The organism is Polynucleobacter sp. QLW-P1DATA-2, assembly GCF_001870365.1.
Classification (GTDB): Bacteria; Pseudomonadota; Gammaproteobacteria; order Burkholderiales; family Burkholderiaceae; genus Polynucleobacter.
Genome location: NZ_LZMQ01000003.1, coordinates 505,282 through 517,196, shown reverse-complemented (window position 1 = coordinate 517,196; position 11,915 = coordinate 505,282). Strand labels below are relative to the sequence as shown.

Below are 11,915 nucleotides of genomic sequence, written 5' to 3'. Positions count from 1 at the left end.
ACCTTCTACGGTGCAACCTTCGGAGGTTTTTTGCCTAAAGGCGGGCAGGGGCTCACAATATTCGGGTCTAAGTTGAGAATCTTCTTATCTTTGCCTGGGTAGTTAATTCTAGAAAGTAGATCCCTGATCAAATTGAGATGGGTCAATTTTTTATTATTGGCATCAATCACCGTCCAGGGTGCATCAGCCGAGCTAGTCTTTTTGAGCATGAGATCTCGAGCAATACTATAGGCCTTCCATTTCTTCTGAGCCTGCTGATCAATTGGGCTCACTTTCCATTGCTTCAGGGGATCGGTCTTGCGACTCTCCATGCGACGCGCTTGCTCTTTCTTGTCTATGTCTAGGTAGTATTTAATCAGTTGAATGCCCGACCCAACCAATAGACTCTCGAATTCATTTACCGTATCCATAAATTTCTGATACTGAATATCAGTACAAAATCCCATCACTTTTTCCACTCCAGCTCGGTTGTACCAGCTGCGGTTAAAAAGAATAATTTCTCCTGCAGATGGGAGTTCTGCTACGTAGCGTTGAAAGTACCACTCACCAGATTCGCGTGATGTAGGGATGCCCAGCGCTACAACATGTGTTTCACGAGGGCTAAGGTGTTCAGTAATGCACTTGATGGTTCCATCTTTGCCAGCAGTGTCGCGCCCCTCGAGGATGATCAAAAGCTTACTATTACTAGAAATAATTTGCCGTTGAACCTTTACCAATTCAATCTGTAAAAGCCTGAGCTCAGCATCATAGTTGACATCATTTCCCTCAAGCTTCTTCAATTTACCCATGCTTAGCTAGTCGCTTCAGAGCTAGTAGTTTTGGTTGCGGCAACCTTTTTTGTAGGTGCACGCTTTTTAACAACCTTCTTTGCTACTGATTTCTTAACGGCTGTTTTCTTGGCTGGAACTTTCTTGGTAGCAGTTTTCTTGCTTGCAACCTTAGCTATCTCTTTCTTTTCAAGCTTATCTAATGCTTTAGCAAGCTTATCGATAATTTTTTCACGCTCCGATTCCAGGCGATCAAGCTTTTTCATCAACTGCTTTACTAATTTCTTTTGACTCATGATGTTCCTATTGGTTCATTAAGTAGTTATGGATCTTTTGATCCTACGTTGTAAGAGGCCCAGTTACAAGGCTTTATGACACACTGCAGACTATTTTTAAGTTGAGAAGTGATGCTTTTTTGTAAGCAAGGGGATTTAAATGCCTATTAACGCAACATCGTAGGATGTGGCCTAGGATAATTCAGGCGGATAGTAAAAAAACCTAAATAATTCAGATATTTAGGTTTTTTAAGGGAATTTGCTTTTACTCTGGATGAAAGTTATTGCTGGCCATGAAGCTAATGGTGCGTTCAAAGCCTAGGATGCGGATATAGCGCCAGGCAATATCACGGTATTTGCTATCTAGGTAGCCAATAGCCACTTCTGGCGTACTTTTAGACAAGTCGATCTCTTGAATAGCGCGGGCCCAACGTTTGAGTCTTGTTGACATATTTGTCACCTCCATGGGCATACAACGCCTCATAAAGGGGGTGAGATGACAGAAAATACAAAATATTTCAAAAAAGTTGCAAGAAAACCCGAAAACTACTAAATCGAGACGACTTTATGGGGATTTAGGATGTTTTGAGGGTCTAGGGCCTGTTTCAGGGTCTTCATGAGGTCATGCGCCACATCTCCCTTGTGAGACCTCAAATCATCTAATTTAAGCTGTCCAACGCCATGTTCTGCAGAGATAGAGCCCTGGCAACGCTCAACTTGAGCATAAATCAGCTCATGAATTGGCTTCTCATTGGCCAAATTGAAGGCTTTGGGGTCGACACCAAGCGGGGGTGCGATGTTGTAATGGAGATTGCCGTCGCCCAGGTGCCCAAAGTTGATAATTCGGACGCCAGGGTAATTGGCCCTCATTAAAGCGTCAGTTTCTTGGATAAAGCTTTCTAGGGAAGATAGGGGGATGGTGATGTCGTGCTTGAGATTAGCCCCTTCTTCGGCTTGAGCCAGAGTAATGTGCTCACGCATATGCCAAAAAGCATTGGCTTGGGAGAGATTGTTGGCAATTACGGCATCAGTAATTAAGCCAGCCTCAAAAGCCTCCTCAAGAATCGTCTCAAGTAACTCCCTGACATGAGCTTCACTTTCATGGTCGGAGAGTTCAATCAAGACCGTATAGGCGGGATTTCCTTTTAAAGGGTTTGCCATTTGCGGAAAATGTTTTTCATTGAGAGCTAATGATTCCTGCGTCATCATTTCGAAACCAGTGAGCAGGGAAGTCGCACGCCTCTGAAAAAGATTTAAGAGTTTAATAGTGGCGGCAACGGTGTCGACGGCGACCAATGTTGTCCATTGAGATATGGGGAGCGGATAAAGCTTCATGACAGCCGCAGTGATGATTCCCAGGGTTCCCTCTGAACCAATAAATAAGTCGCGCAAGTCATAGCCAGTGTTGTCCTTCCGCAATCCTTTGAGGCCATTCCAAATTTCACCTTTGGCGGTTACCACTTCTAGACCTAAGCAAAGATCACGAGTATTGCCATAGCGCAGAACATTGGTCCCACCGGCATTGGTTGCCAAGTTACCGCCAATCATGCAACTACCTTCAGCACCAAGACTCAAGGGAAATAAAAAATCTTGCTCAGCCGCTTTCTCTTGAATGGTTTGCAGAATGCAGCCTGCCTCAACGGTAATGGTTTGATTCGCAACATCTATCTCACGAATGGTATTCATTCGCTTGAGATTAAGCACAATCTGCTTACCACTGACATCCGGTGTAGCGCCGCCACAAAATCCAGTATGTCCACCTTGAGGCACTAGAGCAACCTCATTTGCAGCACAGAGTTTCACAATCTCAGAAATCTCTTGTGTGGTGCGAGGCAAAACAATTGCTAAGGCCTTGCCGGTAAAACGCTTACGCCAATCAGTTAGGTAGGGAGCTTTATCTTGATCCTCGATCAGAATATATTTTTTCTCGAGGACCTTGCTCAATGCTTGAAGAAAACTTTCCATCACTGATCAGCTTGTAATTTTTGCTTTGCTAAGCTCTTAGCCTCTTGCTTAATTGGCTTTAAGACTATTAACAGACAGACAAACCCAGTTGTAGCGAAAATGATTTCTAGTAAAGCCATCCAAAAATTAGCACCTATTTCCAAAATACGGACCAAACCCTCTGTGATGTAGAGCAGTATTAGCATCGATGCCCACTGCATTGTGTAGACATTACCTTTCCATAAGCCCGGAATTGCAAATAGCAAGGGTACGCCTTTTAGGATCAGCAAAGAGCCGCCTGGACGCAGGGGGGAGATGAACCATTCCCAAGCGATGCATAGGATAAATAGATCAATGAATGCTGCTGTAGCTAATAGCTGAAAAGGATTCTTTGCGAGAATTTTTTTTAGCATGTTCTTAGTCGCCAATGAGCTTAAGCGCTGCTTGTGCAAGACGCTTTCCCTGAGCTTTTGCTAAACGTTGCTCTTCAGCGCTAATCGGAGCCCTGCCATCGGCGTGAGCAAGGTGCGTTACACCGTAGGGGCTTCCACCTGTTGCAGATGACATGAGATCTGGTTCGCTGTAAGGTAAACCCACAATCATCATGCCGTGGTGCAGCAAGGGAATCATCATGGTGAGCAATGTGCTTTCTTGGCCGCCATGCAGACTTCCGGTGCTAGTAAACACGCAAGCTGGCTTGCCAATCAGGGCACCATTGAGCCATTGAGAGGAGCTGCCATCCCAGAAATATTTCATGGGGGCGGCCATATTGCCAAAACGAGTAGGGGAACCTAAGGCCAAACCTATACATTCTTGTAGATCGGAATACTCTACATATGGGGCGCCTTCTGACGGTACGCTAGGCTCGGATGCCTCACAAACAGTAGAAATAGCAGGCACGGTTCGAAGACGTGCGTTGACACCAGGAACGCTTTCAATTCCCTCGGCAATCAGGCGCGCCAATTCCCTAGTTGCCCCATGGCGGGAGTAGTACAGAACTAATATATCGTGTTGGCTCATATTCTCTTATGATACGGCGATGCGCTTATTTCGTAACCCCCAATTATGGCTCTCTCTTGCAAAAGAGATCTGGGAGGGCAATCGCGACCAAAAACTCAATCAAATTGCTGCAAGCCTGGCCTACACCACGACACTTTCTTTAGTGCCTATGGTGACCATTGCAACCATCTTGATTGCATACCTCCCTAGTGTGATTCAGATCAGAAACGCCTTTAGGACCTGGCTACTAGATACCTACATGCCAGGGGGGATTAACCAGCAGGTCTTTATTTATTTAGAGCAATTTTCCGTCCAGGCCCGTGGCTTAACGCTTGTGGGTATTGCTGGTTTATTTGTCACCGCCATCATGACGCTTTCGGTGATTGAAGGTGCCTTCAATCAAATTTTTAAAGTTGAAAAGCGTAGACCTCTTCATAAAAAGATAGTCATCTATGCTGCGGCAACTATCTTAGGGCCAATACTCCTGGGTATTGGAATTTACCTCAGCGGGGTGCTTTTTAGTGCTGCACAAGGCTGGACAGATGGCATATCCTCTGGGTTTAGATTTATAGCCACTGTAGCGCCTATCTTCTTAGCTGCGATGGTCTATACGGTGGCTTACAAAATCCTTCCTTATTCACAGATCCAATGGTCGGACGCTCTCTTTGGTGCCTTTTTTGCTGCACTCAGTTTTGAGCTGATGAAGTTTGGGTTTGCCATCTTTTTGACCCACACTCACTTCTACAAAACCGTCTATGGTGCGTTTTCTATCTTTCCTTTGGCGCTTTTGTGGATCTACTTAACGTGGTGGATAACCTTGGCTGGGGCAGTGCTTGTAGCTAATCTACCCAACATCCGCAGCGGGGTTATTAGGGTTATTCGTTACTAAAAGGGCACTTTAAGCCCTTGATTGCAGGGGTGCTTGGGGCTATATTGAAGCAATAAATTCATTGCATTTGGAGATTACATGAAAGTTCGCGACATATTGCGTGTAAAAGGAAGCACCTTATTTACAGTTGCTCCTGAGACTGCGCTACAAACTGCTGTATTGGTTATGAGCGAACATGACATCGGCTCTTTGGTGGTGATGGAGTATGACAAGCTTGTAGGCATTCTGACTTTCCGTGAGGTGATTGCTGCTTTAGCAAAACACCATGGCAAATTAGATGGGTTACAAGTTCTCTCCGTCATGAACCAAAACCCCCTAACTTGCAACATGGAAACTGAGATCGATGAAGTCCGTCGCATGATGTTGGTGGATCATGCTCGCTACTTGCCTGTGGTCGATCAAAAAATGCTCATGGGAGTGATCTCCTTTTATGATGTTGCCAAATCGGTGGTTGAAGCTCAAGACTTTGAAAATACGATGCTCAAGGCCTATATTCGTGACTGGCCAGAAGATGCAGAAAAGACCGCTAATTAAGCTGTTTTAGCCAAATATTCATGACAAATGACATAATGTCGATATGTCAGGAAATACTTTAGGCCTTCTTTTTACTGTTACTACTTTTGGTGAATCCCATGGTCCAGCTATTGGAGCCGTGGTCGATGGCTGCCCTCCAGGCATGTCGCTCACTGAGGCTGACCTCCAAATTGATCTTGACCGCCGGAAACCGGGAACCTCACGTCATGTAACGCAGCGCAAAGAAGAGGATCGGGTTGAAATTCTGTCCGGCATCTTCGAAGGGAAGACAACAGGCGCACCAATTGCTTTATTGATTCGTAATACTGATCAACGAAGCCAAGACTACGGTGATATCTTGCAAACCTTCCGTCCAGGTCACGCCGATTACGCTTATCACCACAAATATGGTCTACGAGATCCTCGTGGTGGCGGCCGCTCATCAGCACGCTTAACAGCGCCTGTAGTAGCTGCTGCTGCGATTGCCAAAAAATGGTTGAATCAGCAGTACAGAACAGAGTTTTATGGCTACATGAGCCAGCTTGGTGAAATTGAGATTCCATTTCAAGACGCACAGCAGATTGACCAAAATCCATTCTTTGCTGCTAACGCACAGATTATTCCGCAACTAGAAGGCTATATGGATGATCTGCGCAAAGCAGGTGATTCTTGTGGAGCCCGCATTGAGGTTCGCGCTCGCAATGTACCCATTGGGCTGGGTGAGCCTCTATTCGATAAACTCGATGCTGATATTGCGCATGCCATGATGGGCATCAATGCCGTTAAGGGCGTTGAGATTGGTGCCGGATTTAAATCCGTTGCTCAGCGTGGAAGCGAACATGGCGATGAACTACATCCCGATGGCTTTGCATCAAATAATGCAGGTGGCACTCTAGGCGGCATTAGTACCGGTCAAGATCTGCGCGTTTCTATTGCTATTAAGCCGACTTCTAGCATCATGAGCCCAAAACAATCAATCGATCTCGACGGTAAGCCTATTACTGTCCAAACTAAGGGACGTCATGATCCTTGCGTTGGTATCAGAGCAACCCCAATTGCTGAGGCGATGTTGGCATTGGTGATCATGGATCACGCCTTGCGCCACCGCGCACAATGCGCTGACGTGAGGGTTGCTGTTACACCTATACCGGCAGCTCGTCCTGGCTCAAAAATCGATTAGCTAATATTTCTAAGATGACGCCTGTGCTTCGGTGGGCCTTCGGGTCCTTTTTCTTTTTATATTTTGCCTACGTTGGCTTGGTTTCCCCCTATGCCAGCCTTTTCTTTTTAGATCGCGGCTTTAATGTCATCGAGATTGCAGTCTTGATGTCGATGCTGCAAATCACGCGCATAGTTGGACCTTTTAGTTGGGGCTGGCTCTCTGATTATTTATCTAATCGCATTGGGATTATCCGCATATGCGCATGCTTGGCTGCAGTGGTTTTCTTATGCATCTTTTTTCTACACAGTTATTACAGCTTTTTTATTTGGATGTTTGTTCTTCACACCATCCTTAGCAGTCAGATGCCGTTAGGTGAGACGGCAACTATCCATGCTTTGTATAAAGACAATTCATTTGATAAACGCTACGGTCGTTTACGTCTTTGGGGTTCAATCGGTTTTATAGCAATGGTATTGGTGGCTGGAGAACTATTCCAGCGTAAGGGGATTGAGTTTTACCCAATAGTGGGTGCTATCGTGCTCTTTGCATTAGCATTAGTGACTTTCTGCCTGCATGAACCAAAGATGGAGCGGCGCAAAATGGTTAAGGGTGAACTACTGGTGGTACTCTTTAATCCTGATGTTCGCTGGTTCTTAATTTCCGGCTTCTTCATGGTCTTTGCCCATGCTGCTTTATATGTTTTCTATTCCCTGTACCTGGCAAACTTAGGCTACGATAAATTACAAATTGGCCTATTTTGGGCTTTGGGTGTTGCTGCTGAAGTTATTTTCTTTTACTTCCAAAATAAAGTATTGAGTCGCTTAGATGCTGAAGTGGTTTTACAGGGCGCATTCGGCATTGGAGTAGTTCGCTTTATTCTGATTGCCTACTTACCGATCACCTCTGTTTTAATTTTGGCGCAATTAATGCATGCGGCAACATTTGCTGCCCATCATAGTGCGGCTACTAAGCTCTTACAACGATGGTTCACTGGTCCGCTGCAGGCAAGAGGTCAAGCCATTATGGCAACGGTCTCTTACGGTTTAGGTGGAACCATTGGCGGCTTATGTGCCGGTTGGATTTGGGATCTCTCTCAACCCAGAGATGTATTTGTGATGTCCGCATTTGCCTGCGGCCTGGCGGGTATGGCGATACAAAAGATGAGGCCTCGCCACTACCCGGTCAGAAAAGACTGATACAGCCTTTGAGTACCTACTGAATCTTGGCCTTAGCGCGAAGTTTTTGCATCATTTCTGAAAACTTGGCTTTCTGCCAGTTTTGATCTGAAGTAATCATTTGCTTCAGTTGATCTTTGAGTTCATCAAAGCTAGGCGCTTTCATATCGCGAGTGTCTACAACTTTAATGATGTGCCAGCCATATTGTGATTTCACGGGCTTATCACTAATCTGCCCAGGCTTGATTTGAACCATTGCCTTAGAAAATTCTGGAACTAGTGATTTTTCGGTGACCCAAGCCAAATCGCCGCCGTTAGGCGCGGAGCCGGGATCTTTTGATTTGGCTTTAGCAATATCCTCAAAATTAGCGCCAGCCTTTACTTGCAAAATGATGGCTTTGGCATCGGATTCTTTTTCGACCAAAATATGTTCAACATGGTATTCCTTGCCTGTGTATTGGGCTTTTACTGACTCATAAGCGGTCTTAAGCTCGGCCTCTGTAACACCTTCTTTTTGCACATAATCTTCGAATACTGCCGCAACTAGAATGCCAACACGAGATTGCTCGAGCTGTTCACGTACAGATTCATTTTGGATAACGCCACGCTTATCAGCCTCTTGGAGAATCAATTCTTTAGTGACCAACATTTCGCGAGCTTGGTCTCGAACTTGGGAATTATCAGGTTGACCTGATTTTTGCACCAACTTATCAAGCTGCGCCTTTGGAATAGCTTTGCCGTTCACGATCACGGCATTTTGTGCAAAGGCATATCCAGAAAATAGAGTCGTTGCAATAGCAAAGGAAATTAAATTGCGAGAATTTAGCATGTTATTAATCTAGTAAAAAATTGGAATAGAGAGAGTGTAAATCAGCTTAAAAGGTCTGCTCTTCGGGACTTGAGGCAGATATTGTTAAGGCATGTATTTCAGTCGGTATATGGTTATTTAGGGCTTCGTATACCGCCCGGTGACGTGCAATTCGGCTAAGCCCCTGAAATTGAGGGGCAACAATGGTAACCTTAAAGTGACCACCACCTGTAGCAGCACCAGCATGACCAGCATGTAAATGGCTCTCATCCTCGATTACCAGCTTTTGAATATCAAATACCTTCGCCAAATCCTCTTTGAAGCGTGCAATTCGGGCTTGGTTAATGCTCATTGCTCAGGATGCTCCATGTGGCGAGATAACCAAACGCCTTGAATAATTACAAAGCCCACCAACAAGCCAGTACTACCGAAGAGTTTGAAATTAACCCATGTCTCCTCTGAATATTCAAAGGCAATATACAGATTGAGGGCGCCCATAAAGAAAAAGAAGGCTGACCACGCCAAGTTCAAATGCTGCCATACCTTATGAGAACTCTTGGGCTTTAGTGTAATTTGTTTGCCCATCAATACTTGTATCCAATTTTTATTGAAAAATTGGGCGCTGATTAATAAGGCGCCACAAAAGAGCCAATAGAGTGCAGTGGGCTTTAATTGGATAAAAGTTTTGTTATGTAAAAAGATGGTCAAACTACCGAAGACCAAGATCATCACCAGACTGACCCATTGCATTGCATCGATTTTGCGATGACGGTAATACACCCAAAGAATCTGCCCGATGGTTGCAACCATAGCAACTATGGTTGCCGTATAGATATCACCAAATTTAAAGGCAATAAAGAAGAGGATGATGGGGAAGAGGTCGAATAAGAATTTCATATCAGAATTATCCCGCTATTTGGCTTTTAGGATCTCAATCCTTTATGGAAGGCTGGGCATTGTTACTTGGTTCAAAATTTAAGGACGCAGAATTAATGCAATACCGCAGTCCAGTTGGCATGGGACCATCCTCAAATACATGCCCCAAATGTGCATCACAATTGGCGCAGCGAACTTCAGTGCGAATCATGCCATGGCTAGTATCTTTGATTTCTGTGATGGCGGATGCTTCTTCGGGGGCGTTATAGCTTGGCCAGCCGCACCCGGCATCAAACTTGGTATCAGATAAAAAGAGGGGGGTACCGCAACAGATACACGTGTATTTACCTTGATCCCAGTGATCCCAATATTTCCCTGTAAAGGGATGTTCGGTTGCCGCTTCTCGTGTCACACGATACTCAATCTCGCTTAGTGTTTCTTTGTACTCTTGATCTGTTTTTTTCATATATTCCTCTAAATTTTGCATTACTCATTTAAGGCATTTAAGACGAGCAGCTCACTTCCACCTTATCCAAATCAGCGGGTGGGGGTAGGGCATAGATATCGTATTCTGCTTGCTCGTCATAAGGCTTACTTAATAAATTCAGTAAAAACTTGATCTCTGAAAAATCGTGCTGCTGCGCTTTATCAATAGCAGCTTGCGCCAAATGATTGCGCAAGATGTACTTAGGATTAATACCATTCATCAACTTAGCTCTTGTGAAATCATCGCTAGATTCGGCTTTAAGGCGAGCTAGATAATCCACAAACCATTGATCAATAAGAGATCGATCAATGAAGTGATCTCTAAGGGAGATTGACTCAATAGCCTGACCTTGCTCAATCTGACTTAGCTGCCTAAAGAAGTTGGTGAAATCAACCTTAGAGTCGTGCATAGCTTGCAAGAGCCGCTCAATGAGCGCTACATCCTGTTCACCCTGTGCTTGCAATCCGAGTTTTTGCCTAAACAAAGCCTGCCAAGATTGGGCGTAGGTAACTGGAAATTCTTCCAGAGCTTGACGCAACATAGTCTGGGCTTTGCTTTCACCATAAGTCATCTCAATTAGCGGTAAAAATCCACTAGCAAGACAAGCCATATTCCAGTGCATGATCTGCGGTTGTCGATGATAGGCATAGCGACCACCTTGATCGCTATGGTTACAAATGTGATCAATCTCAAACTGATCCAAGAAACCAAATGGTCCGTAGTCCATTGTTAAACCAAGGGCGCTAATGTTGTCGCTGTTAAGCACTCCATGACAAAAGCCAACAGCTTGCCATTGCGCTACTAGCTTGGCATTGCGAATGCAAATTTGCTTGAATAGCTCCAAGTAAGGGTCTGGTTGCTTAAGACAATCGAAGTAATGGTCTCGAATCAATAGGTCGGCCAATTCCTTTAAGCGATCAATATTTTTCAAAGAAGCAAAGTGCTCGAAATGACCAATGCGAATAAAGCTAGGCGCTATCCGACTACACACAGCAGCAGTCTCCAGCGTTTCACGCCGTACAGGCAACTCCGAACCGACAATGGCCAATGCTCTTGTAGTTGGAATTCCCAAGGAAAACATTGCTTCACTACATAAAAATTCTCGAATAGAGGAGCGCAAAACTGCTCGTCCATCGCCCATACGGGAGTACATGGTTTTGCCTGCGCCCTTGAGTTGTAGTTCCTGCCCATTCATCTCGCCCAAAAGGATTGCCCTGCCATCCCCCAATTGACCAGCCCAAACTCCAAATTGATGACCGCTATAGGCAGTTGCAATGGGATTTGAAAAGTTGTGAGTAGATGTAACCAGGGAATTGCCGGCAAGAAGTTCTAGCCAGGCGGGATCTGATGGCAATCCAGAAGCAGCAAGATTGAGTTGAATCAGCTTGGCCGCAGAAGGAGAAAAGGCTACCCAATACGGATGCGGAATAGGGCTGGGGTGGGTTATCTGACAGGCGTCATCGCCGCTTAAGGTAAAGGCCATATGGATATTCTAGGTGTATTTCCAAAATGGCGTACTAGCCTCTAAAATCGAGTAATGAATAAACATGTCCAGATTAATCCACAGACACAACTCGCCAATTTAGGTGAGGAATTAAATGTTCCATTTCTGAAGCTTTTAGGCGTTCGCTTCTTAAGTGCTGAGATGGGTAAAGGAGAAATTCTGCTCGCGCTCAAACCGGAGCATACCAATACCTGGGCGGTGGCGCATGGCGGTGTTTTATTAACATTGATGGATGTAGCAATGGCAGTAGCGGCTCGTTCGGGAGACCCAAGCGATCGCAGCGTAGTAACGATTGAATTAAAGAATAATTTTATGCAGGCGGCCAATGGCGTTTTGCGAGTGAAGGCCGATACTGTGCGTAGAACAGCAACTATGGCATTTTGTGAGGCAAAGCTCTATAACGATCAAGGTGAAATCTGTTGTATGGCAACGGGAACCTTCCAGTTCATTAAGCGTTTACCAACACGTGATGCTAGTGGTGAGCGGGTTGTGAACGAGGATCTTCGCTCTAAATAA

General features: G+C 45.1%; 16 protein-coding genes. 5 read left to right on the top strand and 11 right to left on the bottom strand.

Annotated features, from left to right (window positions below):
- Positions 1–5: 5 nt before the first annotated feature.
- The 6 genes from ppk2 to wrbA all read right to left on the bottom strand — a co-directional run bounded on the left by ppk2 (position 6) and on the right by wrbA (position 4,006).
- Entirely contained in the window at positions 6–788 is a 783-nt protein-coding gene (ppk2, locus tag A9236_RS05205; protein ID WP_071465805.1) for a polyphosphate kinase 2, read from the bottom strand.
- Positions 789–790: 2 nt separating this feature from the next.
- A complete protein-coding gene (locus A9236_RS05200) occupies positions 791–1,063 on the bottom strand; it encodes a serine/threonine protein kinase (RefSeq protein WP_071465804.1) in 273 nt (90 codons plus the stop codon).
- A gap of 244 nt (positions 1,064–1,307) precedes the next feature.
- Positions 1,308–1,493 carry a hypothetical protein gene (locus A9236_RS05195; protein WP_048812093.1) on the bottom strand — a complete coding sequence of 62 codons (186 nt, stop codon included), beginning with the start codon at positions 1,491–1,493 and terminating at the stop codon, positions 1,308–1,310.
- Positions 1,494–1,591: 98 nt separating this feature from the next.
- Positions 1,592–3,007 (bottom strand): FAD-binding oxidoreductase, encoded by a 1,416-nt coding sequence (locus A9236_RS05190; RefSeq protein WP_071465802.1) that lies wholly within the window; start codon positions 3,005–3,007, stop codon positions 1,592–1,594.
- The gene (locus tag A9236_RS05185) at positions 3,007–3,399 is read right to left on the bottom strand and encodes a DUF2069 domain-containing protein (RefSeq protein ID WP_071465801.1); all 393 of its coding nucleotides are present in this window, start codon (positions 3,397–3,399) and stop codon (positions 3,007–3,009) included. Before A9236_RS05185 ends, A9236_RS05190 begins: the two co-directional genes overlap by 1 nt.
- A 4-nt stretch (positions 3,400–3,403) precedes the next feature.
- Positions 3,404–4,006, bottom strand: a complete 603-nt coding sequence (gene wrbA / locus A9236_RS05180; RefSeq protein ID WP_071465800.1) for an NAD(P)H:quinone oxidoreductase — start codon at positions 4,004–4,006, stop codon at positions 3,404–3,406.
- 19 nt (positions 4,007–4,025) lie between these two features.
- On the opposite strand from wrbA, the gene A9236_RS05175 reads away from it, so the two are divergent.
- The 4 genes from A9236_RS05175 to A9236_RS05160 all read left to right on the top strand — a co-directional run bounded on the left by A9236_RS05175 (position 4,026) and on the right by A9236_RS05160 (position 7,745).
- A complete protein-coding gene (locus tag A9236_RS05175; protein WP_071465799.1) occupies positions 4,026–4,874 on the top strand; it encodes a YhjD/YihY/BrkB family envelope integrity protein in 849 nt (282 codons plus the stop codon).
- Positions 4,875–4,952: 78 nt separating this feature from the next.
- Positions 4,953–5,408, top strand: coding sequence for a CBS domain-containing protein (locus A9236_RS05170; protein WP_071465798.1), 456 nt, complete (start codon positions 4,953–4,955; stop codon positions 5,406–5,408).
- A 43-nt stretch (positions 5,409–5,451) separates the two neighbouring features.
- The gene (aroC, locus tag A9236_RS05165; RefSeq protein WP_071465797.1) at positions 5,452–6,567 is read left to right on the top strand and encodes a chorismate synthase; all 1,116 of its coding nucleotides are present in this window, start codon (positions 5,452–5,454) and stop codon (positions 6,565–6,567) included.
- Positions 6,568–6,581: 14 nt separating this feature from the next.
- Positions 6,582–7,745, top strand: coding sequence for an MFS transporter (locus A9236_RS05160; RefSeq protein WP_071465796.1), 1,164 nt, complete (start codon positions 6,582–6,584; stop codon positions 7,743–7,745).
- A gap of 16 nt (positions 7,746–7,761) precedes the next feature.
- On the opposite strand, the gene A9236_RS05155 is transcribed toward A9236_RS05160, so the two are convergent.
- From A9236_RS05155 to A9236_RS05135, 5 genes are read right to left on the bottom strand one after another with little or no spacing between them, the layout of a single operon-like run.
- Positions 7,762–8,553, bottom strand: coding sequence for a peptidylprolyl isomerase (locus tag A9236_RS05155; RefSeq protein ID WP_071465795.1), 792 nt, complete (start codon positions 8,551–8,553; stop codon positions 7,762–7,764).
- 46 nt (positions 8,554–8,599) lie between these two features.
- Complete coding sequence (locus A9236_RS05150; RefSeq protein ID WP_071465794.1) at positions 8,600–8,884, bottom strand: BolA family transcriptional regulator; 285 nt, start codon at positions 8,882–8,884, stop codon at positions 8,600–8,602.
- The gene (locus tag A9236_RS05145; RefSeq protein WP_071465793.1) at positions 8,881–9,429 is read right to left on the bottom strand and encodes a septation protein A; all 549 of its coding nucleotides are present in this window, start codon (positions 9,427–9,429) and stop codon (positions 8,881–8,883) included. The genes A9236_RS05150 and A9236_RS05145 overlap by 4 nt, the downstream gene beginning before the upstream one ends.
- 34 nt (positions 9,430–9,463) lie before the next feature.
- Positions 9,464–9,874 carry a peptide-methionine (R)-S-oxide reductase MsrB gene (gene msrB, locus A9236_RS05140; RefSeq protein ID WP_071465792.1) on the bottom strand — a complete coding sequence of 137 codons (411 nt, stop codon included), beginning with the start codon at positions 9,872–9,874 and terminating at the stop codon, positions 9,464–9,466.
- A gap of 37 nt (positions 9,875–9,911) precedes the next feature.
- The gene (locus A9236_RS05135) at positions 9,912–11,378 is read right to left on the bottom strand and encodes a YdiU family protein (protein ID WP_071465791.1); all 1,467 of its coding nucleotides are present in this window, start codon (positions 11,376–11,378) and stop codon (positions 9,912–9,914) included.
- A gap of 54 nt (positions 11,379–11,432) precedes the next feature.
- Between A9236_RS05135 and A9236_RS05130 the strand changes: the two genes are divergently transcribed.
- On the top strand, positions 11,433–11,915 hold the full coding sequence (locus A9236_RS05130; protein ID WP_071465790.1) for a PaaI family thioesterase: 483 nt from the start codon (positions 11,433–11,435) through the stop codon (positions 11,913–11,915).

What these genes read in the sequence shown, in the direction of transcription:
- A9236_RS05200 (WP_071465804.1), bottom strand. Translation starts at nt 1,063, where the DNA reads ATGAGTCAAAAGAAATTAGTAAAGCAGTTGATGAAAAAGCTTGATCGC.
- A9236_RS05170 (WP_071465798.1), top strand. Translation starts at nt 4,953, where the DNA reads ATGAAAGTTCGCGACATATTGCGTGTAAAAGGAAGCACCTTATTTACA.
- A9236_RS05155 (WP_071465795.1), bottom strand. Translation starts at nt 8,553, where the DNA reads ATGCTAAATTCTCGCAATTTAATTTCCTTTGCTATTGCAACGACTCTA.
- A9236_RS05195 (WP_048812093.1), bottom strand. Translation starts at nt 1,493, where the DNA reads ATGTCAACAAGACTCAAACGTTGGGCCCGCGCTATTCAAGAGATCGAC.
- aroC (WP_071465797.1), top strand. Translation starts at nt 5,452, where the DNA reads ATGTCAGGAAATACTTTAGGCCTTCTTTTTACTGTTACTACTTTTGGT.
- A9236_RS05135 (WP_071465791.1), bottom strand. Translation starts at nt 11,378, where the DNA reads ATGGCCTTTACCTTAAGCGGCGATGACGCCTGTCAGATAACCCACCCC.
- A9236_RS05175 (WP_071465799.1), top strand. Translation starts at nt 4,026, where the DNA reads ATGCGCTTATTTCGTAACCCCCAATTATGGCTCTCTCTTGCAAAAGAG.
- A9236_RS05150 (WP_071465794.1), bottom strand. Translation starts at nt 8,884, where the DNA reads ATGAGCATTAACCAAGCCCGAATTGCACGCTTCAAAGAGGATTTGGCG.
- msrB (WP_071465792.1), bottom strand. Translation starts at nt 9,874, where the DNA reads ATGAAAAAAACAGATCAAGAGTACAAAGAAACACTAAGCGAGATTGAG.
- A9236_RS05130 (WP_071465790.1), top strand. Translation starts at nt 11,433, where the DNA reads ATGAATAAACATGTCCAGATTAATCCACAGACACAACTCGCCAATTTA.
- A9236_RS05160 (WP_071465796.1), top strand. Translation starts at nt 6,582, where the DNA reads ATGACGCCTGTGCTTCGGTGGGCCTTCGGGTCCTTTTTCTTTTTATAT.
- ppk2 (WP_071465805.1), bottom strand. Translation starts at nt 788, where the DNA reads ATGGGTAAATTGAAGAAGCTTGAGGGAAATGATGTCAACTATGATGCT.
- A9236_RS05145 (WP_071465793.1), bottom strand. Translation starts at nt 9,429, where the DNA reads ATGAAATTCTTATTCGACCTCTTCCCCATCATCCTCTTCTTTATTGCC.
- A9236_RS05190 (WP_071465802.1), bottom strand. Translation starts at nt 3,007, where the DNA reads ATGGAAAGTTTTCTTCAAGCATTGAGCAAGGTCCTCGAGAAAAAATAT.
- A9236_RS05185 (WP_071465801.1), bottom strand. Translation starts at nt 3,399, where the DNA reads ATGCTAAAAAAAATTCTCGCAAAGAATCCTTTTCAGCTATTAGCTACA.
- wrbA (WP_071465800.1), bottom strand. Translation starts at nt 4,006, where the DNA reads ATGAGCCAACACGATATATTAGTTCTGTACTACTCCCGCCATGGGGCA.